The following is a 22,649-nucleotide window of genomic DNA, read 5'->3' on the forward strand; positions in this document are numbered from 1 at the left end:
TTTTCCCAGGAAAAGCGCGTGGGGCTTTCCCGGCGCAATTGCCTCAAAATCAAAGAGATGGAGCGGTTTCAACGTGTCCGTGGAACGATTGACAGCTCTACGCCTTTTGTCCGGGTTGGCATGGCTGGACACTGGCGGCTAAGGCTGGAAATGTGATTGCGTCTTCGCTGCCGGGGGGCTGGCCGGAGGACGAGGAGGGTGGCGCTGAATTTCGAATATATTGCCGGCCATCCGGCGCTGCATCGTTATGTCCAGGCGCAGTCGAAGGCGCTGCTGCACATCTATGAAACGAGCCCGCGCCTGGCCGCCGTATTCGCCACGCAACAGCGCTGGCTGCTGGCTCACACCGGCCTTGCCCTGCATTTCGCCCGAGACCCGCGCGATCCCCGCACGGAACTTACCCTCGCCCGCTTCATCGATGCCGTGCTCCGCTATTCCGTCGCCAGCCGCAACACGGCCGAGGCCTTCATCAAGGAGATGCTGCACTATCACATCATCGAATACCTGCCGCACACCGGTGATGGACGCGCCCACCCGTTTCAGGTGACGCCAGCGACGCTGAAGGAATTCGATGGCTGGGTGTTTGCGCATCTGCGCACACTCGACGGTCTGGACGGGGGAAATCGGCTCGCTTTGTTTCTCGAGCAGCCCGGCATGATTGCCAGGCTGCAGCCACTGGTGGCGGAAGGCCTGCTCTCATCCAGCCCGGTGCGCGAACCCAAGCAGACCTTCTCGCTGTTCATCTGGCTCAACAATGGCGGCATCGTCATGGATTGGCTGATGTCCGGCATCGATCCTGAAAATGCCGGTCTCGACCAGATCCCGACCAGCGTGGTTTCGGTCGGCGAATTCGCCAGTTGGTTAAAACTCTCGCGCACCCATCTGGCGCGCAAGTTGCGCGACGCCGAAAAGCTCGGCAGCGTCGGCTGGATGGGCCGGCGCGGGCATTCGGTAATGTGGGTCTCGAACAGCTTCTACCAGGAATACATGACCGTCCAGGCCGCCAAGCTTGCGGTCATCGATGCCGCTTTCGAGGCCTGTCGCCCGATGCAAAAGGCTGGCTGAACCCGCACGCTCACAATTGTTCGGACAGGTAGTCATACCAATTGCCAAGACCTGGCAGCCGAACAGCTTCTACCAGGAAAATATGAGCGCGCAGGCCGTCAAGCTCCAGGCTGAACAGGCGATCCATCCCGACTGAATCGGGATGGATCAACTGGTCAGGGAAAGCCGGCGCAGCGCCTCAATCGATGTCGAAGGACACGCCCTGGGCCAGCGGCAGCGCCTTGGAATAGTTCACCGTGTTGGTGGCGCGGCGCATATAGGCTTTCCAGGCGTCCGAACCGCTCTCGCGGCCGCCGCCGGTTTCCTTCTCGCCGCCGAAGGCGCCGCCGATTTCGGCCCCCGATGTGCCGATATTGACGTTGGCAATGCCGCAATCCGAACCGTCGACGCCGAGGAAGCGCTCGGATTCCTGCAGGTCACGGGTGAAGATCGACGACGACAGCCCGGCACCGACCGCATTGTGCTCGTCGAGCACGGCGTCGAAATCGGAATACTTCATCACATAGAGGATCGGCGCGAAGGTCTCTTCCGTCACCGGCGAAACCTGCTTCGGCATTTCGACCAGCGCCGGATGCACGTAGTAGGCGTCCGGGTGGTCGTTCTCGACCCGCGTGCCGCCGGTCACCTTGCCGCCATGGGCGGTGGCTTCCTTGAGCGCCTTCTGCATGGCGTCGAACGCCGCCTTGTCGATCAGCGGCCCGACCAGCGAGGACGTCTCCAGCGGGTTGCCGACCGAGACGCTCTCATAGGCCTTCTTCAGCCGCGGCAGCAGCGCATCATAGACGCTGTCATGCACGAACAGACGCCGCAGCGTCGTGCAGCGCTGGCCGGCGGTGCCTATGGCGCCGAAGGCAATGGCGCGCAGCGCCATGTCGAGATCGGCGGTTGGGCAGACGATGCCGGCATTGTTGCCGCCGAGTTCCAGCACGGCGCGGGCAAAGCGCTTGGCCAGCCTTGGACCGACATCCCGGCCCATGCGCGTCGAGCCGGTGGCCGAAACCAGCGGGACCTTGGGATGATCGACCAGGATCTCGCCGACGGCGCGATCACCGATCAGAACCGGCGCCAGGCCTTGCGGCGCGTCAGCGCCGAACCGCTTGACCGCGCGGGCAAAAATCGCCTCGCAGGCGAGCGCCGTCAGCGGCGTCTTTTCCGACGGCTTCCACACCACGGCATCGCCGCAGACCAGCGCAAGTGCTGCATTCCACGACCACACCGCGACCGGGAAGTTGAAGGCCGAGATGACGCCGACGACGCCGAGCGGATGCCACGTCTCCATCATGCGATGTCCGGGACGTTCGGTGGCGATGGTCAGGCCGTAAAGCTGGCGGGAAAGCCCGACGGCGAAATCGCAGATGTCGATCATCTCCTGCACTTCGCCGAGACCTTCAGACGGGATCTTGCCGACCTCGATCGACACCAGCCGGCCAAGCTCGGCCTTGTGCGCGCGCAATTCCTCACCGAGCAGCCGCACCAGTTCCCCGCGCCGGGGACCCGGCACCATCCGCCAGGCCTGGAACGCCGTGTGTGCGGCATCGATGGTCTTGGCGGCCTCGGCCGGTGAAATCGTCTTCAGCGCCGCGATCTGCTCGCCCGTCACCGGGCTGCGCACGATGAGGTCGCCGCCGCTAAGCGCGTCCTTGGCCACGCCCAGTTTCGCCAGAAGTTCAGCCGTTTCCTTCGCTATCGTCATTTTTATCCCTTTCAGATCCGCTCGCCATCAGGTGCCGGCGGTCGAGCCTTCGCGCCACGTCGCCTGCGTGCCGCAGGCACGTCGGGCACTGTCATGGCGTGGCATTACTCGTTTCAGGAGAAAATCGCCACCCCGGCATGGTCCAAGCCGGGATTGCACGATTGAGCCAGCAGTCTTCAGTGCGCTGTCTTCGCCGGCGCCTTCACGGCGCCGTCTCTCATCAACCGGTCGATATGCATGCGGATGTGGGCGGCTTCCGCCGCCGTGTTGGCCAAAGCAATCGCACGGTCAAAGGCAACACGCGCCTCCTCGCCACGGTCAAGTTGCATCAGCAACCCACCCTTGAGGCCAAAGAAGTGGAAATAGCCGGACAGCCTTTCGCCGAGCGGCTCGATCATGGCAAGGGCAGCTTCCGGGCCGCGCACCTTGGCGACCGCAACCGCGCGGTTCAACGTCACCACCGGCGATGGCTGCATCCGCTCCAGCAGGCTGTAGAGCAGGTCGATCTCGGTCCAGTCGGTCTCCTCGGGCGTTGCCGCCCGCGCATGCAATGCGGCGATCGCCGCCTGTACCTGGTAGGGGCCGGGCTTCTGGTGGCGCAGCGCCTTGTCGACCAGCGCCAGACCTTCGTCGATCATCTTGCGGCTCCACAGCGAGCGGTCCTGGTCGTCGAGCAGCACGATCTCGCCGTTCTCGTCGAAACGGGCCGGTGCCCGCGCATGCTGCAGCAACAGCAGCGCCGTCAGCCCCATGATCTCAGGCTCGGTCTGGAACAGCCGGAGCAGCAGGCGCGCCAGCCGGATTGCCTCCTCGCAGAGCGGGGCGCGCGCCGGCGCCTCGCCGCTGTTGGTCGAATACCCCTCGTTGAAGATCAGATAGACCATGGCCGCAACGGCGGCGAGCCGCTCCGAGCGCTCGACCGCGCCCGGCGTCTCGAACGGCACGCCGGCGTCGGCAATGCGCGCCTTGGCGCGGGTGATGCGCTGCTCCATGGCGCTTTCGCCGACCAGGAAGGCACGCGCGATCTGCTTGACAGTGAGGCCGGAGACAATGCGCAGCGCCACCGCGATCTGCTGCGTCGCCGGCAGGTCTGGATGGCAGCAGATGAACAGCAGCCGCAATATGTCGTCGCGATAATGCGCACCGTCCAGCCGCTCGGCGATATCGCTCTCGGCATCCTCAAGGTCCGAGATCTGGTCCTCTTCCGGCATCGGCGCCTGCTTAGCGCGTTTGCGCACCGCGTCGATGCCGCTGTTGCGGCCGACAAAGATCAGCCAGGCCGCCGGATCTCGCGGCGGCCCGTTCTGCGGCCAGTTCTTGAGCGCCCTGAGGCACGCATCCTGGAAAGCCTCCTCCGCCGTATCGAGATCGCGGAAATAGCGCAGCAGCGCACCCATCGCCTGCGGGCGGGCGGCTGAGATCGCGGAGCTGATCCAGGAAAGGTCGGTCATTTCAAAACTCTGGTTGGGTCGAAGACGGAAACCGGTCGGATCTCATAGGATCCACCACTCGGATTGACCTCGGAAAGCTCGCGCGCGAAGTCGACGGCCTCATCGAGATCGGCGCATTCCAACGTGTAGAAACCGAGGAACTGTTCCTTGGTCTCGGCAAACGGCCCGTCGATGACCACCGATTCGCCCTTGACCTGGCGCAGCGTTGTTGCGGCGGTGGTGGGCAGAAGCCGTGCCACCGGGCCAAGCCGGCCGGCGTCAGCATATTTCTGCTGCACATTGAGCAGTTTCGCCATCACCTCGTCATCCTGTGCCTTGCTCCAGGAGGAGACGACATCTTCGGAGGCATAGCAGAGGATAGCGTAGAGCATAGGACGTCCTTTTCTGTATCAAAGGACGAAACAGTAGGGCCTATGCCGACATGGCGTCGACAAAAAAGTTAGGGCAAATTTTTCAGCCTTCGTCTGCCTTCAGCCATCTCAGCACCAGCGCCTCCTCGTCATCGAGACCATCTATGGATCGCTTGCGTTTATTGGCTCCAGTCATTTCGCTGAGCAGCCGCCCCTGCGCCCAGGATTCGAAGACCTGCGGATGGATGTAGCATTTGCGGCAGACGGCCCGCGTGTTACCCAACCGCTCGGCGACCTTGTCGATGACGGTGTTCATCACCCGCTTCACCCCGGCCTGACTTTCGGGAAGCTCCGTCTGCGCAAACAGCGACGCGGCGTGGATGGTGCCGCCCCAGGTGCGGAAATGCTTGGAGCTGAAGTCTTCTCCGACAGCATCGCGTATGTAGCGGTTGACGTCGTCGGAGCGCACCGGATGCCGGACGCCGTCCTCATCCAGATACTGGAACAGCTTTTGTCCCGGAATATCCTGCGCGCCGCGCACGACCCGGGCGATGCGGCGGTCGACAAGCTTCAATTTCCATTCCTTGCCGGATTTGCCCTTGAAGGCAAAGCGCAGGCTCGATCCCTTGATATCGACATGGCGGTCGCGCAGGGTCGTCAGCCCAAAACTCTTGTTGTCGCGGGCATAGGCTGCATTGCCGACACGGATCATCGTGTTGTCGAGTAGCCAGACGATTGCCGCCACGACGCGCTCGGCCGGCAGGCCGTGGCGGCGCAGATCGGCATCGATGCGGCGGCGCAGCTCCGGCAGGCTTTCGGCAAAGGCGACGAGGCTCGAATATTTGGCACCGTCACGCTCCGAGGCCCACAGCGGATGGTAGCGATACTGCTTGCGCCCGCGCTGGTCGCGGCCGGTCGCCTGGATATGGCCGGCGGGATCGGGCGAGATCCACACATCCGTCCAGGCCGGCGGGATGGCCAGCGCCTTGATGCGGGCGATTGCCGCCGCGCTCACGGCCTGCCCCTTCGGGCTTTTGTACGAAAATCCCTCTCCCGCCTTCAGGCGGCGGATACCCGGCTCGCTGTCGCTGACATAGGTAAGCGCGGCCTGATCGGCAGAGGCCTGCGCACCATTCCTCGGCGTGTCATCGTCGCCCTGTCCAGCAACAGATCGGCCCGGTGGCGCCCCGGATTTGTCCTGCATGCCCGCTCCACGAGATTTTTCTCGTAGATAAGCGCCGTACAAGCCACTGGTTCCGCCGTCAGACCTTTTCCAGCGCAACCGGAATGACGTCGACGGCCTGGTCGCCGACCTGACCGCCGGTGGTCTTCAGCACGCCGACGATCGGCGCCACGTCGGAATAGTCGCGGCCGTAGCCGACGGTGATGTGGTCGTTGCTGGCCCGCATGCCATTGGTCGGGTCGAACTCCTGCCAGCCGGCATCGCGCCCGCACCACACCTTGACCCAGGCATGCATGGCATCGGCGCCTTCGAGCCGCGGCTTGCCCTTCGGCGGAATGGTGCGCAGGAAGCCGCTGACATAGCCGGCGGGAATGCCCAACCCGCGCAAGCCCGCGATCATGATGTGGGAGAAATCCTGGCAAACGCCACGCTTCAAACGGAAGGCGTCGCTGGCCCTGGTATGAACGGTGGTCGCTTCCCCATCATAGGTGAAGTCGCGGTGGATGCGGTTGCACAGATCGATGGCCGTGCCGACCGTCGAGCCGCTGGCGCTGCCGTGTGCATAGGCGGTGATCGCCGCATCGATGCCAGCATGATCGCTGGCTGTGAGAAAGTGATGCGGTGCGTCGGGCGCCAGTGACCGCACCGCGCCGAGTTCTTCCTTCAGCCGCTGCAAGTCGGGCGACACGTCGAGCCCAGGCTCCGGCCGCGACACCGACACGCGCGCGCTCATCCTGATGTCGAGCCCGTCATGGACATCGCGAAAGGCGATCGCGGTGACATTATTGCCGAAGAAATCGGCAAAATCCGTCCGCTCGGACGGGGTCGGCACAAACGACAGCGAGGCGGCGACCACACGTTGCACGCCAGCAATGGTCTGCGGCAAGACACGCACCTGATGCCGGCTGCCACCGGCTGCAGCGTCATAATCGTAGCTGAGATGAAGCCTGATATCGTACAGCATGCTAACCGAAATACGCTTTGGCGAGGCTGTTGTAGAGGTTGCCGATCTCGGTGGCGAGATCGTCCAGCACCTCCGCCGACATCTCCGATGGCTCCATGACGGCAATTGCCGTGTTGAGCTGCAGGATTTCCTTGGCCGCCACCGACATATGCCCCTCCGGGCCAACCGACGGCAACAGGCCAATTTCCGCCTTCAGCCTCTCGAACTGGAACAGGATCGAGCGCGGGTTGAGCGGGTCGAGCGCCAAAAGGTCAATCACCGTGCGCCGTCCGGCCCGGACCGGATATTGCCGGCGATGGGTCATGACGCTGTCGCCGATCTCCAGCATCATGTCGAGCGCGCCATCAGGTGCTTTTGCCCTGGTCAGGCGGGCAAGCGTGCGGGCGATCTGGATGCCGCGCTCGATGCGCCGGCCGATTTCGAGGAAACGCCAGCCGGTGAAACGATACATGTTCTCATGCAGCAGGCCGGAAAAGCCGGCGAGCTTGCGCAGCATCACCGTCATCGCCCGTGTCGCATCATCGCCCGGCGCCACCGTCGTTGCGAATTGGTGGATTGTCTTCGACAGATCCTTGAGCGCGAGCCAGCCGTCGGGCGAAAAGCGGTCTCTGATCTGCCCGGCGCTGTAGACGGCGCTGTCCAGCGTGCCGATCAATCCTGGAGGAATGGCCGATTCGAGGTCGATGCCGAACGGTTCGAGATAATCCCTGATATCGGTGAGCAATGGCATGTCCGGATCGGACGTCTCGGCCAGCCGCACATGATAGGCGCGCAGAATGCGTACCGTGTCTTCAGAGCGCTCGATATAACGGCCGAGCCATGTCAGGTTTTCCGCCGCGCGGCTGGGCAGGCTGCCCGGCATGGTACGAGCAAAACTGTCATGCTCCTGCGGCAGCAGCGTTTCGCGCTCCACCGGCCGGTCGCTGACCACCCAGACGTCTGCCGCCTGGCCACCACGCTGCATGGCGATGGCGGTCGGGTCGAGCGACAGGCCAACGCGGGCGAAGCCGCCGGGCATCACCGTCCAGCCTTCGGGTGTGCGCGCCAGATAGACGCGCAGGCTTGCCGGCCGCGGCTCCAGCCAGCCGCCGACATTGACCGGCGTCGTCGACAGCGTCACCGCTTCCTGGCCGACGAAGCCGCCGCCGTCGCTCTCGATGCGCGCAATCAGTGCGGTGCGTTCTTCCGGCGTCAGCGCCGAACCGAGCCTGGTCTGGTCGTCGTCCTCGAAGGCAAGCCGCGTCGACAGCGCCGGACCGACCACCATGCGGTCGAGATTGGCAAGCACATGCCGGCGTTCGCTATCCTGCCCGCACCACCAGGTGGCGACGCTTGGCAACAAAAGCTCTTCGCCGCGCAATGCGCGCGAAATCTTGGGCAGGAAGGCGAGCAGCGCCCGTGTTTCCATCAGGCCCGACCCCAGCGCATTGACCGTCGAAACAGCGCCGCGGCGGATCGCCTCGACCAATCCCGGCGCGCCGATCTGCGAGTCTGGCCGCAGTTCCAGCGGATCGGCGAAGGCGGCATCGAGCCGCCGCCATAGCACGCTGATCGGCATCAGCCCGGAAACCGTGCGCACCATCAGCTTGCCGCCGGAAACGGTCAGGTCCTCGCCCTCGAGCAGCATGATGCCGAGGTAGCGGGCGATGTAGGCATGTTCGTAATAGGTCTCGTTGAGCGGCCCCGGCGTCAGGATTGCGACGCGGCCGTCATTCTCCTTGGCCATGCCGATCAGCGCATCGCGAAAGCGGCGGAAGAAGCCGGCGAGACGGTGGACGTGCATTTCGCCATAGATGTCGGACAGCGCGCGTGTCGTGGCGACGCGGTTTTCCAGCGCAAAGCCGGCGCCCGACGGCGCCTGCGTTCGATCACCCAGCACCCACCAGCTTCCGTCCGGTCCGCGGCCGAGCTCGAAGGCGCAAAAATGCAGGAAATGGCCGCTGGCCGGCCTGGTGCCGGCGACCGGCCGCAAATATTCCGGGCTCGCCGCAATCAATCCCGCCGGCAGGATGCCCTTCTCGATCAGCCGGTTCGGCCCGTAGATATCGGCGACTATCTCCTCGAACAGGTCGGCGCGCTGCACGAGGCCGGCGCTGATCTCGGCCCATTCCTTGTCCTCGATCAGCAACGGGATATGCGCCAGCGGCCATTCGCGCTCATTGGCGCCGGCCTTGTCGTAGACGCGGTAGTAGACGCCGGCATCGCGTAGATACTGGTCGGCGCGGGCGAAGCGCTGGCCGAGCTTTTCGGGGCCCAGTTCCTCCAGCGCCTCGATGAAAGGGGCCCAGGCCGGACGCGGATTGCCTGAGGCATCGACCATCTCGTCGACGACGCCGTCAATCGGCTGGTAGTGCTCCAGCAGACTGTGCCTCAGCGGCTTGCCGCGTATCTTTTTCTGATTCCCCTTTGCCATTGCTGATCAGAGTCTGGGTGGCCGCCTGAGGTCAAGGGTCATCGGGAAGTCTTCAGAGGGTTCTTCGTTGCGCAGCACATAGGCCGACGGCGTGTGGCCGCGCGGCTCGAAGCGGGCGAGCCGCCGCGCCTCGGCCTCATTGCCGTTGACCGGGAAGGTGTCGTAGCTGCGCCCCCCGGGATGCGCGACATGGTAGACGCAGCCGCCAACCGCCCGTCCCGACCAGCGATCATAGATGTCGAAGACCAGCGGCGTGTTGACCGGCAGCGCCGGATGCAGGCCGGACGCCGGCTGCCACGCCTTGAAGCGCACGCCCGCCACCGCGACTTCCCTGTTGTCGGTCACCTTCATCGGCACGACGCGGCCGTTGCAGACGATCGCATGACGTTCCGGATTGAGACCTTCGGTCCTGACCTGCAGCCGTTCGACCGAGGAATCGACGAAGCGCACGGTGCCGCCGATCGCGCCCTGCTCGCCCATGACGTGCCAAGGCTCAAGCGCCTGCCGCAGTTCCAGCTTGATGCCGGCATGCTGAACCTCGCCACAGAACGGAAAGCGGAATTCGAGCTGCGCATCGAACCATTCGGGACGGAACTCGAAACCGTTGAGCTTGAGGTCGTCAAGCACGTCGAGGAAATCCGCCCAGACATAATGCGGCAGCATGAAACGGTCATGCAGCGAGGTACCCCAGCGCACGAAGCGGCCGTCGAGCGGGTTTTTCCAGGCGCGGGCGATGATCGCACGCACCAGCAATTGCTGAGCCAGCGACATGCGCGCATTGGGCGGCATCTCGAAACCGCGGAACTCGACCAGGCCAAGCCGGCCGGTCGGGCCATCGGGCGAAAACAGTTTGTCGATGCAGATTTCGGAGCGGTGCGTATTGCCGGTGACATCGGTCAACAAGTTGCGGAACAGCCGGTCGACCAGCCATGGCAAGGGTGCATTGCCCTGGTCCGGGTGCGGCACCTGCGCCATCGCGATTTCGAGCTCGTAGAGCGAGTCGTGGCGCGCTTCGTCGAAGCGCGGCGCCTGGCTGGTCGGGCCGATGAACAGGCCGGAAAACAGATAGGATAGCGACGGACGCCGCTGCCATTGCAGCACCAGGCTCTTCAAAAGGTCCGGCCGGCGCAGGAAGGGGCTATCATTGGGCGTCGCGCCGCCGACCACGACATGGTTGCCACCGCCGGTGCCGGTGTGGCGGCCGTCGATCATGAACTTGTCGGCGCCAAGCCGCGTCTGCCTCGCCTCTTCGTAGATCGCGGTCGTCGTCGCCACGCAGTCCTGCCAATTCGAAGCCGGATGGATGTTGACCTCGATGACGCCGGGATCGGGCGCAACGCGAATGACGTTGAGACGCGGATCGTGCGGCGGCCCGTAGCCTTCGATATGCACGGGAAGGCCGATCGCCTTGGCCGCATTTTCGGCGGCTGCGACCAGTTCGAGATAGTCTTCCAGCGCCTCGACCGGCGGCATGAACACGCACAGCCGCCCGTCGCGCGGTTCGACCGACAGTGCCGTCCGCACCGCGCCGCCGATCTCGGTGATCTCCTGCTCGACCCGATCCTGCTGACCGGTCGTCGCGGTGAACGAAATCGCCTGCTGGCGCCGCGCCATTTCGTCGGCGCCTTCCAGTTCGGCCGGAGCAGCGGATGGCAGGATCGCTTCCCGCGCCGGCAGCGGACCACGCGGCAGCGACGGGTCGACCGGCACGATGTAGGGGAATTGCGCCGGCGGTACGTAAGGCAGCGTGCCCAATGGCAGGCGGTAGCCAACCGGCGAATCGCCCGGCACCAGGAACAGCCGGCCGCGCCGGGTCTTCCATTTCTCCGAGCGCCAGCGCGGATCCGAAGCCTGGCTGTTCCAGCGCTGCACCGGCAGCACGTAGCCTGACGGTTTCGTCAGCCCGCGCTCGAAGACTTTCGTCATGCGGCTGCGCTCTTCCGGGTCTTCCAGCTTGGAATTGGACGGGTCGACATTGTCGGGCAGCTTGCCTTCCTTGAGCAGCCATTCGGCCGGATCCTCATAGGCTTCGCTGACCATGCCTTTATCGATGCCGAGTTCGCCGGCAATCGCCGTCAACAGGCTTTCGGCCTGCTGCGGTCCGACCTTTGCGTCGCTCTTTTCGCGTGCGATCAGCGATGGATCGCTCCACACCGGCTGGCCGTCGGTGCGCCAGTAAAGTGAGAAGGTCCAGCGCGGCAGGCTCTCGCCCGGATACCATTTGCCCTGGCCGTAATGGAGAAAGCCGCCCGGCGCGAAACGTTCGCGCAGTTTGCGGATCAGCGCATCGGCCTTTTCGCGCTTGGTCGGGCCAACGGCGGCGGTGTTCCACTCTGCCGACTCGAAATCGTCGATCGACACGAAGGTCGGCTCGCCGCCCATGGTCAGCCTGACATCGCCTGCCTGGAGCGCGGCATCGACCTTGTTGCCGAGTGCATCCAGCGCCTGCCAGCTTTCATCCGAGAATGGCTTGGTGATGCGCGGATGCTCGGCGATGCGGTCGACCCGCATGTCGAAGCCAAACTCGACATTGGCGAAGCTCGCCATACCGGAAATCGGGGCTGCGTTGCGGAAGTGCGGCGTTGCCGCCAGTGGCACATGGCTTTCGCCGGTCAACAGGCCCGAGGTCGGATCGAAGCCGATCCAGCCGGCGCCCGGCAGATAGACTTCGCACCAGGCATGCAAATCGGTGAAGTCGACGGCGGTTCCGGCCGGGCCATCGAGCGCCACCAGATCGGGCTTGAGCTGGATCAGGTAGCCGGAGACGAAGCGCGCTGCGATGCCGAGGTTGCGCAGGATCTGCACCAGCAGCCAGCTCGAATCCCGACATGAACCCTTTTTCGCCGCCAGCGTTTCCTCCGGCGAGAAGACGCCGGTTTCCATACGCACGATATAGGCGATCTCGCGCTGCAGCCGCGCATTGAGATCGACAACGAAATTGACGGTGTTGGTCGAGCTTCGGTCGATCGTTGCGAGAAAGGCCGACAGCAGCGGTCCAGCCGGCTCCGGCGTCCGGTAGATGGCGAGATCGTCCCTGATGTCTTCCGGATACTCGAACGGAAACGTCTCGGCCGCCGGCTCGACGAAGAAATCGAACGGATTGTAGACCGTCATGTCGGCGACGAGGTCGACCTCGATCTTCAGTTCCGTCACCGGCTCGGGGAAGACGAAGCGGGCGAGGAAATTGCCGTAAGGGTCCTGTTGCAGGTTCACGAAGTGGTTCGCCGGCCCGACTTTCAGCGAATGGCTGAGCACCTTGGTGCGGGAATGCGGCGCCGGCTGCAGCCTGATGACCTGGGGCCCGAGAACCACGGGCCGGTCATATTTGTAGTGGGTCAGGTGGTAGACGGCTGCCAGAATTGCCATGGGGCCTCGGAGATCGGCGTTTCAAACAAATTCGCCGAACCCTGACACATCTGCTGGGCATTCTCCAAGCACAGATGTTGCGGTGCACCTAATTTAAGCAGCCGAAGCCGGCTAAGCTGTGTCGAGATTTAGGTCAGGCCGAGCCGAAAATGGCTGATACCGAGAGCCGGAGCGGAGCGTACTTTTCGTACGTGAGCACCGGAAGCGCAGGTATCGGCCATTTGCAGGCCGGCCTCACCTGAATATCGGCACAGCTTAAAAGAACGCCTGGATGCCCGTCTGCGCCCTGCCGAGGATCAACGCGTGCACGTCGTGCGTGCCTTCATAGGTGTTGACCGTCTCCAGATTCTGCGCGTGGCGCATGACGTGGTAGCCGATCTGGATGCCGTTGCCGCCATGCATGTCGCGGGCCTGGCGGGCAATGTCGAGCGCCTTGCCGCAATTGTTGCGCTTGACGATCGAGATCATCTCCGGCGCCATCTTGCCCTCGTCCATCAGCCGCCCGACGCGCAAGCTCCCCTGCAGGCCAAGCGCGATTTCGGTCTGCATATCCGCGAGCTTCTTCTGGAACAGCTGGGTGCCGGCCAGCGGCTTGCCGAACTGCTTGCGGTCGAGGCCATACTGCCGGGCGCGGTGCCAGCAATCCTCGGCCGCGCCCATGGCGCCCCAGGAAATGCCGTAGCGGGCACGGTTGAGACAGCCGAACGGGCCGCCGAGGCCCTTGGCGTTGGGCAGCAGCGCATCTTCGCCCACTTCCACGCCTTCCATCACCACCTCACCGGTGATCGACGCCCGCAGCGACAGCTTGCCGCCGATCTTCGGCGCCGAAAGCCCCCTCATACCCTTTTCCAGCACGAAGCCACGGATTTCGTCCTTGCCGTTCTCGCCCTTGAGCTTCGCCCAAACGACGAACACATCGGCGATCGGCGCGTTGGAGATCCACATTTTCGAACCGGAAAGTTTGTAGCCGTTCGCCGTCTTCTCGGCCCGCGTCTTCATGCCGCCGGGATCGGAACCGGCATCCGGCTCGGTCAGGCCGAAGCAGCCGATCCATTCGCCCGAAGCGAGCTTCGGCAAATATTTCTTGCGCTGCGCCTCGGAGCCGTAGGCATGGATCGGATACATCACCAGCGACGATTGTACCGACATCATCGAGCGATAACCGGAATCGACACGCTCGACCTCGCGCGCCACCAGCCCGTAGGTCACGTAATTGGCGCCGAGCCCGCCATATTCCTCGGGGATGGTGATGCCGAGCAGGCCCGCCTCGCCCATCTCGCGAAAGATGCCGGCATCGGTCTTTTCCTCGAGATAGGCCTCCTCGATGCGCGGCGCGAGCTTGTCGGCGGCGAACGCCGCAGCGCCATCGCGCACCATGCGCTCGTCCTCGGAAAGCTGGTTCTCGATCAGGAAAGGGTCTTCCCAAACGAACGCGTTCTTGTCGGCGGCCATGGCTCTCGCTCTCTCCCAGCAAAATATTGATTGCCGGGCTTATCCGCCTCCACTCCGAAAAAATCAAACGAAATTGCATCACGTATCAATGAGCTGTAGTAATGGATCATGAATGTCCAGCGCCGCCTTTTGCCAAGCACCAGTGCCCTTGCCGCCTTCGAGGCGGTGGCCCGCCTCGGCTCTTTCACCGCCGCTGCCCAGGAACTTGACCTGACCCAGGGCGCCGTCAGCCGGCAGATAGCGCTTCTGGAGGAACAATTCGGCCGCAAGCTGTTCGAGCGCGACAGCCGCAATGTCCGACTGTCGGTGACTGGAGAAATCTACGCCGAGGCGGTGCGTTCGGCGCTCGGCCAGTTGCGCGACGCAGCGCTCGGATTGATGAGCAATCGGCATAGTGGCATGCTGAACCTAGCCATCTTGCCGACCTTCGGCACACGGTGGCTGATGCCGCTGATCCCGGATTTCGTCGCAGAGAACCCCGACATCACCATCAATTTCGTCACCCGCATCGGCCGTTTCGATTTCGCCCGTGAGCGGCTCGACGCCGCCATCCATCATGGCCAGCCGGACTGGCCAGAGGCCGACTCCACGCTTCTGATGCGCGAAACCGTGATGCCGGTGGTCTCGCCCGAATTTCTGGCCAGCCGCGACATCACTACTGCGGCCGACATCAGCCGGCTGCCGCTGCTGCACATGGCGACGCGTCCGGGCGCCTGGAGCGAATGGTTCGAGGAACAGGGCCTAAGTGCGCCGACCGGGCCCGGCATGCAGTTCGAGCAGTTCGGCACCGTCGCCCAGGCCTGCATGGCCGGGCTTGGTGTCGCGCTCCTGCCGCAGGTTCTCATTGCTGGCGAGCTGCAGCGCGGTCAGCTCGTGCCGACACCGGGGCAGCCGATGCAGAGCCGCAGCGCCTATTACCTCGTCGTGCCGTACGACAAGCGCAGCCACCCGCCGGTCGCCAGCTTCCGCGACTGGCTGCTGGGGCAGGTTGAGAAGGAGCCGGCTGTTCTGGCGTGGTAGCTACTTCCGCTTCATTGCCTCGGCCAGCGCCGCGCCGAACGCACCTTGCGCAGGCCGTTCGGGCTGGCGCTGCGGCACTGGCGGACGTGGCGCCGGCTTGCCGCCGCCATTGTCGCGCGGCCCGTTCGAGGCACCGCCCTCGCCGCCATCCTTGCGCATGGACAGCGCAATGCGCTTGCGCTTGATGTCGACATCGACGACCCGCACCTTCACCACGTCGCCAGCCTTCACCACCTCATGCGCGTCCTTGATGAAACGGTCGGCCAGTTGCGAGACATGCACCAGCCCGTCCTGGTGAACGCCGATATCGACGAAGGCGCCGAAGGCGGCGACGTTGGTGACGGTGCCTTCGAGTAGCATGCCGGGCTTCAGATCCTTGATGTCGTCGACGCCGTCGGCAAAGGTCGCCGTCTTGAAGCCGGGGCGCGGGTCGCGGCCGGGCTTTTCCAGCTCGGCAATGATGTCGCGCACCGTCGGCAGACCAAAACGCTCATCGACGAAGACACGCGGATCGAGCGCCTTAAGCGCGGCGCTGTCGCCCATCAGCGCGCGCACATCGCGGCCACAGGCGGCGACGATCTTCTTGGCCACGCCATAGGCTTCCGGATGCACGGACGAAGCGTCGAGCGGCTCGCTGCCATTGGCAATGCGCAGAAAGCCGGCGGATTGTTCGAACGCGCGCGGTCCCAGCCGCGCCACCTTGAGCAGCTCCTTGCGGCTGGCAAACGGTCCGGTCGCATCGCGATGCGCGACAATGGCGTCGGCAAGCGACGCGCCAAGGCCTGACACCCGCGCCAAAAGCGGCGCCGAAGCCGTGTTGAGATCGACCCCGACGGCGTTCACCGCGTCCTCGACCACCGCCTCCAGCGAACGGCCGAGTCGGTACTGGTCGACATCGTGCTGGTACTGGCCGACGCCGATCGACTTCGGCTCTATCTTGACCAGTTCGGCCAGGGGATCCTGCAAGCGCCGCGCGATCGACACGGCCCCTCTCAATGACACGTCGAGCCCAGGAAATTCCGCAGCAGCAGTGGCCGAAGCCGAATAGACCGAAGCGCCGGCCTCGCTGACGATGACCTTGAGCGGCTTCGGGCCTGCACCGGCCGGCATATCGGACAGCATGTCGGCAACCAGTTTTTCCGTCTCGCGGCTGCCGGTGCCGTTGCCGATCGAGATCAGCTCGACCTTGTGCTGGCGGATGAGCGCGGCGAGTTCGACTTGTGTGCCGCGCAAGTCGTTCCTTGGCGGGAATGGATAGACCGTCGTCGTCGCCACCAGCTTGCCGGTGCCGTCGACCACCGCGACCTTGACGCCGGTGCGGATGCCGGGATCGAGCCCCATGGTCGGCCGCGATCCGGCGGGTGCTGCCAGCAGCAGGTCTTTCAGATTGCGGGCAAAGACGTGGATCGCCTCCTCCTCCGCCCGCTCGCGCAGATCGCGCATCAGGTCGAGGGTCAGGTGCAGCGACAGTTTTATGCGCCAGGTCCAGCCAGCTACCTCCATCAGCCAGCGGTCACCCGGCAGACTGGAGCCGATGGCGTAGGCAGTGGCGATCATCCGCTCGACCGGTTTCACCGGTGAGGCATCGTCGGCATCGACCTCGATGTCGAGCGACAACACTTCCTCGTTGCGGCCGCGCAGCATGGCCAGCGCACGGTGGCTCGGCACATTCGCCCAGCGCTCGACATGGTCGAAATAGTCGGAGAATTTGGCGCCCGCCTCCTGCTTGCCGTCGACGACACGGGCACGCATGAAGGCGCGCTCCTTCATGTAGCTGCGCAATTTGCCGACCAGATCGGCGTTCTCTGCAAACTGTTCCGACAGGATGTCGCGCGCGCCCTCCAGCGCTGCCTTGGTGTCAGCCACTTCCTCGGTGACATAGGCTAGCGCAGCCTCGGCGGGCACCAGCGAGCGGTTGCCAAGGATCGTCTCAGCCAGCGGCCCAAGCCCGCGCTCCCGGGCGATCTCCGCCTTGGTGCGGCGCTTGGGCTTGTAGGGCAGATAGATATCTTCGAGCTCCGCCTTGGTGACGGCAGCTACGATCTTGGCTTCAAGCTCCTCGGTCAGCTTTCCCTGCTCGCGGATGGAACCGAGAATGGTGTCGCGCCGCGCATCGAGTTCGCGCAGATAGGCCAGCCGCTCGGCAAGGTCGCGCAGTTGCGTGTCGTCGAGCCCACCAGTGACCTCCTTGCGGTAACGCGCCACGAACGGCACCGTCGCCCCCTCGTCGAGCAGCCCTATGGCTGCCGCCGCCTGTTCCGGCCGCGCGCCGATCTCGGCCGCGATGATTGCTGCGATGCGCTTGCTGTCCGATGCCATGCTGGTCCTTGTCGCAAAAGAGCGGCGACCATAGGCGCAGACATCAGCGCCGCCAACTGCCGCGTCTTCACCAGCGCGCGAGGTCCACAGGAAAGCGCACCGCAGTTCGGATGTCCGGGATCGGTTAAACCCGCCCGCTCAGCGCCTCGAAGAAGGCAACGATCTCGCGTTCGAGCGCAGGCTCCTCCGGCACCGGCTGCGACCCCATCTTTGCAATCACCACTTCCGTCTTCGGATTGACGTAGAGCCATTGGCCATGGATACCGATTCCACAGAAGGCGCCGTTTTCGTGTCCCGTCTGGTACCATTTGTTGCGATAGCGGCCCTTCGGGAACAGACGCACCATGGTGCCGCGCTGCCAGGCTTCCGCACTGCCGCCGGTAACGACCGTATCGCGCACCCAGGCCTCCGGCACGACGCGGCGGCCATTGGCCGTTCCGCCTTGCCGCATCATCTCACCGATGCGTGCGAGATCGCGCGGCGTCACCGAAATGCCGCCGGCGGTGCGTGCCGTGCCTTCCATGTCGACGCCGATCGAGGCCTCGCTGACGGCGCCGAGCGGCAGCCACAGTTTCTCGCGCATCAGGTCCGGGAAGCGCTGTCCCGAAGCGCGTTCCAGCAGGATGCCGAGCAGATCGGAATTGGGCGAGCGGTAGCGGAAGGTCTTGCCATGCGGTTCTTCGAGCCGCTGCAAGGTCAGGATGAATTCGCGCAGGCTTTCCGTGCCGCCGCCCGGGTTCCACAGCGTCGCGCGGCGGTAGCGGGCAAAAGCGCTTTCCGGATCGAGATAGGCCTCCTCGAAATCGAGGCTGACGCTCATGTCGAGCACATGCCGGCAGCTTGCATCGCCATAGGCCGAACCGGCGGCTTCCGGGATATACTGCGCCACCGGCGCTTCCGGATCGAACACGCCCTCGCCTTCCAATATGCCGGCGATGATGGCGGTGACCGACTTGCTGATCGAAAAGATGATGTGCCGGGCGCCGAACTCCATCTGCGGCGCGAACCAATCGCCGATGATCTTGCCGCCCTTCATCACCGTGAGCGCATCGCTGCTCGAGCGCGCCAAGAATTCAGCCGCCGTCTCCGCCGCGCCGGCGACGGAGACCTTTTCGCCAAGCAGGCCGCTCATGTCCCGCACCGGCGCCTCGACGCTTCCAGGCGTCGCCGCCACGGGAGCGGTCGGCACCAGTTCGCCAAGATTCTGGAACGACCAGCGGTTGAACGGATTTTCCCGCCAGTTGGAAAGCAGCACCTCGTTGCGGGCAAAGCCGTAGCGGGTCTCGAACGCGGTCTTGCCGGTCATGAACGTTTCCTCAAAGGGATTGTTTGTGTGGTTTCAGCCAAGCGCCTTGGCGATGGCGTGCACGGCTTTCAGCGTCGCCACCGAATAGGCGACATTGCTGAAATCCGGATAGGTCGAGAGCTTGACCACGACCATGTTCGTTTCCCAGTCGATATGGATCATTTGCCCGAACACGCCCCGGCACATCAGCGCGCGTGAGCGCGGATCCTCGATCCAGAACTGGTTGCGGTAGCTGCCCTCCGGCAGGCTCGGATTGAAGTCCGGCCCATGCCTGCCATTGCGCGTCGCCTCGATCCAGTCGGCCGGCACGATGCCGCGGCCATTGTCGAGGATCAGCTGGCCGAAGCGGGCGTAGTCGCGCAGCGTCGCGTTGAAACCGCCATCGGCCAGCGCATAGCCGGCGCTGTCGACGGTGAAGCAGGCGCTCTCGTCGGCGCCAAGTTTTTGCCAGAGTTCCTCCGAGACCAGTTGCGCCAGCCGCTTGCCGGTCACCCGCTCCATGATGAAAGCAAGCACGTCAGTCTCGATCGAGCGGTACTCGAACGCGACGCCATGCGGCCGCACCTTGTCCTTCAGTCGCAGGATCAGCTCGAACAGATGCGACGGCCATTGGAAATCCGGATCGCTGCCCGGCGGCACCGGCTTCCAGCCGGTGGCGACATCGACCTGGCCGATATCGGAATAACGATCGGTGTATTCCTCGGAAAAGCGCACGCCGGTGGTCATATCCAGCACATGCTGCACGCTGGCGCCGACCCAGCCGGTCTCGCCGAGCTCCGGCAGATAGGCGGTCACCGGTTTGGCCGGATCGATCAGCCCACGCCCGACCAGAATACCGAACACAGTGCCGGTCACCGACTTCGCCATCGACTGCGACAGGTGCAGCGTGCGCTCGTCCATGCCGTTGAAGTAGCGCTCGTAAGCGACCTTGCCGTGTTTGAGCACCAGGAAGCCGTCCGCATAGGTCTCGTCGAGCAGGCCGGCGAGCGTTGTCGGGCGACCCTCACTGTCCTCCACCGGCAGCGCATCGAGATCGGTCTCTGCCCGTTCGAGACGATGGCGATGGCCATTGCCGCGCCAGACCTCGATGGTCGGCAGGAATTCGCGGATATGCTGGAACCCCCAGCGGTTCCAGGGCGGCCGGTCCCAATCGAGCTTTGGCGGAACCATTTGCGGCGGCGAGCCCTGCATGATCGGTGGCCGCGGATCGCTGTTGCGATAGGAGTCCATGAAAGCCATTCCGGAAAAGAAGAGACCCGGCGAGAAAGACCGCCGGGTCTCTCAAGAAGCGATTACTTCTGCAGTTCGGTCCAGATCTTGGTGTAGATGTCCTGGATCTCAGGCGCGCACATCTTCTGGAATTCGCCCTGTGCCTTCGCAGCCTCCGGAATGACAACCTCCGGCGCGTCCTTCATATCGGCCGGCATGTACTTGTCCGAGCCCGTGATGGCATTGGCGTAGCGGTGGAAGGCCGAGAGGCCGGCCGCGTTTTCCGGATCCATGATGAAGTTCTGGAACAGCTTGGCGTTCTCGACGTTCTTGGCTTCCTTCAGAACGACAACGTTGTCGCTCCACAGGCCGTAGCCTTCCTTCGGATAATTGTAGTGGATGGCCGGATTGGCCAGCCGCTGGCGCAGCGCCGAGCCGTTCCAGTCGCTGGTCGCCTTGAAGTCGCCGGCGCCCATCTTCTCGATGGTGTTGTATTCCATCGCGATCCAGTTCGGCTTGGCCGCGACAAGCGTATCGCGCACCTTCTTCAGCACCGTCTTGTCATCGGTGCACTGTTGGCCGCCGACATATTTGATCGCCGCGAAGATAACGTCATTCATCTCGGGAACGACATTGGTCTTGCCCTTCAACTCGTCCGGCGTGTTGAAGATGATGCCCCAGCTGTCGGCCGGTCCCTTGTAGGCATCGGTGTTGACGACGACGCCGACAGTGCCCAGCGCCCACGGCACCGAATATTTGCGGCCGGGGTCGAAGTCGGGATTGGCCCATTCGGGCGCGACATTCTTGAAGTTCTCCATCTTGCCCGGGTCGGTCTCCTGGACGAGGCCTTCCTTGATCCAGATCGGCACGTAGGTCTGCGACGGCACGGCGATGTCGAAACCGGTGCCACCCTGGCGCACCTTGGCCAGCGCGGTGTCGTTGGAATCGTAGTCGGTGATGGTGACCTTGATGTTGTATTTGGCTTCGAATTTCTTGATCACGTCGGGGCTGGTGTAGTTGCCCCAATTGTAGATGTTCAACTCGCCATCGGCGCGGGCCAGGCCCGTCGTTGCGAGCAGCGCCAACCCCATGGCGGCTGTCATTGTCTTCCAGTTCATGGTTTTAACTCCCATTATTGTCGGTTCAGTCTCGTTTCCTGCTGACGAAGAAAAACAACGTGACGATCGCGACCGAAAGCAGCAGGAAGGCGGTCGATATCGCGTTGATCTCAGGCGTGATGCCCCGGCGGATCTGGCCGAGCATATAGGTGGGCAGCGTGTCCTGACCGCCCGATTTGACGAACTCGGTGATGACGACGTCATCGAGCGAGATGACGAAGGCCAGCATCAATCCGGCCAGGATGCCGGGCCACAGAAGCGGCAGCGTGATGCGGCGGAAAGTCTTCCACGGCGTCGCATAGAGATCGGCCGCGGCGCGCTCCAGCGTCAGGTCCATGTTCTCCAGCCGCGCCCGGATCGGCAGGTAGGCGAACGGAATGCAGAACGCCGTATGCGCGGCGATCAGATAGCCGAGGCCGGAATAGCCGGTGAAGATTTTTATGCGCGAGAAGAAGATCAGCAGCGCCACGCCGGTGACGATCTCGGGCACCATCAGCGGCTGGTTGATCGCCGCATATTTGAAGATGAGGCCTGGATAGGGCGCCGTGCGCGTGGTGGCGAGCGCGGCCATGGTGGCAAAGATGGTCGACAGCACCGCCGCGACGGCGCCGATCTGGAACGAGCGCAGCGTCGCGTCGATGACTTGCACGTTCTGCCACGCCGACTGGAACCAGCGCATCGAAAAGCCGCCCCATTCGGATGTCGAGTTCGCCGCATTGAAGGCGTAGGCGACCAGCACGATGATCGGCAAATAGAGCACGACGAAACAGGTCGCGGCGATCGCCGTGAAGCCGGGCTGGTGCTTGATGGAAAAGTTGCTAGCCATGCCGCACCCCCGACTTGCCGGCGTTGCGCACATAGGCAAGCAGAGCCACCATGACGATGATCATCACCGTGATCGATAGCGCCGAGCCGAGCGGCCAGTTGCGGCCTTGGCCGAACTGCAATTCGATCAGGTTGGACAGCATCATGTTCTTGCCGCCGCCAAGCACGCTGGGCGTCACATAGGCGCCGAGCGCCGGAATGAAGACCAGGATGGAGCCGGCGATGACGCCTGGCTTGACCAGCGGAAAGATGATCTTGCGCAACACCTTGAAGCGTGTCGCGTAGAGATCGTAGCCCGCCTCGACCAGGCGGAAATCGAGCTTCTCCATGCTGGCATAGATCGGCAGCACCATCAGCGGCAGATAGACATAGGCCATGCCGATCAGGATCGCGGTGTCGGTGTAGAGTATCTGCACCGGCGCCGAGACGATGCCGAGCTTGATGAGGATGGTGTTGATGATGCCTTCGTTGCGGATGATCTGCAGCACGGCAAAGGTGCGGATCAGAAGGTTGGTCCAGAACGGAATGGTGATCAGGAACAGCCAGAGATCCCTGGTCTTTTCGCTGCGCGTCGCCATGAAATAGGCGGTGGGAAACCCGAGCGCCAAAGTGGCGATCGTCGTCACCACCGCGAGCTTGATCGAGCGCCAGAAAATGGTGACATGCGCCGCCGCAAGCGAAAGCGTATCGTCGAAGATGTCGCGTTCCATGAACACCGACAGCCAGGCATCGGGCGAAAACTGCCACTTCACGTCGCCATAGGGGCCGGGCGTCAGGAACGAGTAGATCAGCACGATCAGCAAGGGGCCGGTCGCGGCGAGGAAAATCACCAGCAATGCTGGCGCTGACAGCAGCCAGCGGTCGCGCACATCGCGCCGCTCCGCTGCCTTGGCGACTTCTTCCGCGGTCGCCATG

16 protein-coding genes are annotated in these 22,649 nt (G+C 63.8%); 2 read left to right on the forward strand and 14 right to left on the reverse strand.

The genetic code is table 11. The features are described from left to right. Positions 1 to 198 precede the first annotated feature (198 nt). Entirely contained in the window at positions 199 to 1,065 is an 867-nt protein-coding gene (locus tag ACYHH6_RS30845) for a hypothetical protein (protein WP_352586349.1), read from the forward strand. 178 nt (positions 1,066 to 1,243) lie between these two features. Here the strand turns inward: ACYHH6_RS30845 and amaB are convergent, their stop codons facing one another. The 8 genes from amaB to ACYHH6_RS30885 all read right to left on the reverse strand — a co-directional run bounded on the left by amaB (position 1,244) and on the right by ACYHH6_RS30885 (position 13,937). Then, positions 1,244 to 2,758 carry an L-piperidine-6-carboxylate dehydrogenase gene (gene amaB, locus ACYHH6_RS30850; RefSeq protein ID WP_352586348.1) on the reverse strand — a complete coding sequence of 505 codons (1,515 nt, stop codon included), beginning with the start codon at positions 2,756 to 2,758 and terminating at the stop codon, positions 1,244 to 1,246. Between the two features lie 176 nt (positions 2,759 to 2,934). Next, positions 2,935 to 4,209, reverse strand: coding sequence for an RNA polymerase sigma factor (locus ACYHH6_RS30855; RefSeq protein ID WP_352586347.1), 1,275 nt, complete (start codon positions 4,207 to 4,209; stop codon positions 2,935 to 2,937). Beyond that, on the reverse strand, positions 4,206 to 4,580 hold the full coding sequence (locus ACYHH6_RS30860) for a YciI family protein (RefSeq protein ID WP_112559367.1): 375 nt from the start codon (positions 4,578 to 4,580) through the stop codon (positions 4,206 to 4,208). The genes ACYHH6_RS30855 and ACYHH6_RS30860 overlap by 4 nt, the downstream gene beginning before the upstream one ends. Positions 4,581 to 4,662: 82 nt before the next feature. After that, entirely contained in the window at positions 4,663 to 5,763 is a 1,101-nt protein-coding gene (locus ACYHH6_RS30865) for a DNA topoisomerase IB (RefSeq protein ID WP_352586346.1), read from the reverse strand. 58 nt (positions 5,764 to 5,821) lie between these two features. Then, on the reverse strand, positions 5,822 to 6,706 hold the full coding sequence (locus ACYHH6_RS30870) for a transglutaminase family protein (protein ID WP_352586345.1): 885 nt from the start codon (positions 6,704 to 6,706) through the stop codon (positions 5,822 to 5,824). Position 6,707: 1 nt separating this feature from the next. Next, a complete protein-coding gene (locus tag ACYHH6_RS30875; protein WP_352586344.1) occupies positions 6,708 to 9,119 on the reverse strand; it encodes a circularly permuted type 2 ATP-grasp protein in 2,412 nt (803 codons plus the stop codon). 6 nt (positions 9,120 to 9,125) lie between these two features. Further along, positions 9,126 to 12,485, reverse strand: a complete 3,360-nt coding sequence (locus ACYHH6_RS30880) for a transglutaminase family protein (RefSeq protein ID WP_352586343.1) — start codon at positions 12,483 to 12,485, stop codon at positions 9,126 to 9,128. 255 nt (positions 12,486 to 12,740) lie between these two features. After that, a complete protein-coding gene (locus ACYHH6_RS30885; RefSeq protein ID WP_352586342.1) occupies positions 12,741 to 13,937 on the reverse strand; it encodes an acyl-CoA dehydrogenase in 1,197 nt (398 codons plus the stop codon). A gap of 108 nt (positions 13,938 to 14,045) precedes the next feature. Between ACYHH6_RS30885 and ACYHH6_RS30890 the strand changes: the two genes are divergently transcribed. Beyond that, entirely contained in the window at positions 14,046 to 14,957 is a 912-nt protein-coding gene (locus tag ACYHH6_RS30890) for a LysR family transcriptional regulator (RefSeq protein WP_352586341.1), read from the forward strand. Here the strand turns inward: ACYHH6_RS30890 and ACYHH6_RS30895 are convergent, their stop codons facing one another. The 6 genes from ACYHH6_RS30895 to ACYHH6_RS30920 all read right to left on the reverse strand — a co-directional run bounded on the left by ACYHH6_RS30895 (position 14,958) and on the right by ACYHH6_RS30920 (position 22,648). Next, positions 14,958 to 17,276 carry a Tex family protein gene (locus ACYHH6_RS30895; RefSeq protein WP_352586340.1) on the reverse strand — a complete coding sequence of 773 codons (2,319 nt, stop codon included), beginning with the start codon at positions 17,274 to 17,276 and terminating at the stop codon, positions 14,958 to 14,960. Positions 17,277 to 17,400: 124 nt separating this feature from the next. Then, a complete protein-coding gene (locus tag ACYHH6_RS30900) occupies positions 17,401 to 18,582 on the reverse strand; it encodes a serine hydrolase domain-containing protein (RefSeq protein ID WP_352586339.1) in 1,182 nt (393 codons plus the stop codon). Between the two features lie 33 nt (positions 18,583 to 18,615). Further along, positions 18,616 to 19,812: a serine hydrolase domain-containing protein gene (locus ACYHH6_RS30905; RefSeq protein WP_352586338.1), complete on the reverse strand. Its 1,197-nt coding sequence runs from the start codon at positions 19,810 to 19,812 to the stop codon at positions 18,616 to 18,618. A gap of 62 nt (positions 19,813 to 19,874) precedes the next feature. Beyond that, the gene (locus ACYHH6_RS30910; protein WP_352586337.1) at positions 19,875 to 20,909 is read right to left on the reverse strand and encodes an ABC transporter substrate-binding protein; all 1,035 of its coding nucleotides are present in this window, start codon (positions 20,907 to 20,909) and stop codon (positions 19,875 to 19,877) included. 25 nt (positions 20,910 to 20,934) lie between these two features. Continuing rightward, positions 20,935 to 21,735, reverse strand: coding sequence for an ABC transporter permease (locus ACYHH6_RS30915; protein WP_352586336.1), 801 nt, complete (start codon positions 21,733 to 21,735; stop codon positions 20,935 to 20,937). Continuing rightward, on the reverse strand, positions 21,728 to 22,648 hold the full coding sequence (locus tag ACYHH6_RS30920) for an ABC transporter permease (protein ID WP_112559356.1): 921 nt from the start codon (positions 22,646 to 22,648) through the stop codon (positions 21,728 to 21,730). Before ACYHH6_RS30920 ends, ACYHH6_RS30915 begins: the two co-directional genes overlap by 8 nt. Position 22,649 lies beyond the last annotated feature (1 nt).

The organism is Mesorhizobium sp. P171375, assembly GCF_057786075.1.

Excerpts from the sequence above, each read along its gene's own strand:
- ACYHH6_RS30910 (WP_352586337.1), bottom strand. The coding sequence starts at position 20,909 with ATGAACTGGAAGACAATGACAGCCGCCATGGGGTTGGCGCTGCTCGCA.
- ACYHH6_RS30900 (WP_352586339.1), bottom strand. The coding sequence starts at position 18,582 with ATGACCGGCAAGACCGCGTTCGAGACCCGCTACGGCTTTGCCCGCAAC.
- ACYHH6_RS30885 (WP_352586342.1), bottom strand. The coding sequence starts at position 13,937 with ATGGCCGCCGACAAGAACGCGTTCGTTTGGGAAGACCCTTTCCTGATC.
- amaB (WP_352586348.1), bottom strand. The coding sequence starts at position 2,758 with ATGACGATAGCGAAGGAAACGGCTGAACTTCTGGCGAAACTGGGCGTG.
- ACYHH6_RS30905 (WP_352586338.1), bottom strand. The coding sequence starts at position 19,812 with ATGGACTCCTATCGCAACAGCGATCCGCGGCCACCGATCATGCAGGGC.
- ACYHH6_RS30920 (WP_112559356.1), bottom strand. The coding sequence starts at position 22,648 with ATGGCGACCGCGGAAGAAGTCGCCAAGGCAGCGGAGCGGCGCGATGTG.
- ACYHH6_RS30855 (WP_352586347.1), bottom strand. The coding sequence starts at position 4,209 with ATGACCGACCTTTCCTGGATCAGCTCCGCGATCTCAGCCGCCCGCCCG.
- ACYHH6_RS30890 (WP_352586341.1), top strand. The coding sequence starts at position 14,046 with ATGAATGTCCAGCGCCGCCTTTTGCCAAGCACCAGTGCCCTTGCCGCC.
- ACYHH6_RS30915 (WP_352586336.1), bottom strand. The coding sequence starts at position 21,735 with ATGGCTAGCAACTTTTCCATCAAGCACCAGCCCGGCTTCACGGCGATC.
- ACYHH6_RS30875 (WP_352586344.1), bottom strand. The coding sequence starts at position 9,119 with ATGGCAAAGGGGAATCAGAAAAAGATACGCGGCAAGCCGCTGAGGCAC.
- ACYHH6_RS30860 (WP_112559367.1), bottom strand. The coding sequence starts at position 4,580 with ATGCTCTACGCTATCCTCTGCTATGCCTCCGAAGATGTCGTCTCCTCC.
- ACYHH6_RS30880 (WP_352586343.1), bottom strand. The coding sequence starts at position 12,485 with ATGGCAATTCTGGCAGCCGTCTACCACCTGACCCACTACAAATATGAC.
- ACYHH6_RS30865 (WP_352586346.1), bottom strand. The coding sequence starts at position 5,763 with ATGCAGGACAAATCCGGGGCGCCACCGGGCCGATCTGTTGCTGGACAG.
- ACYHH6_RS30895 (WP_352586340.1), bottom strand. The coding sequence starts at position 17,276 with ATGGCATCGGACAGCAAGCGCATCGCAGCAATCATCGCGGCCGAGATC.
- ACYHH6_RS30870 (WP_352586345.1), bottom strand. The coding sequence starts at position 6,706 with ATGCTGTACGATATCAGGCTTCATCTCAGCTACGATTATGACGCTGCA.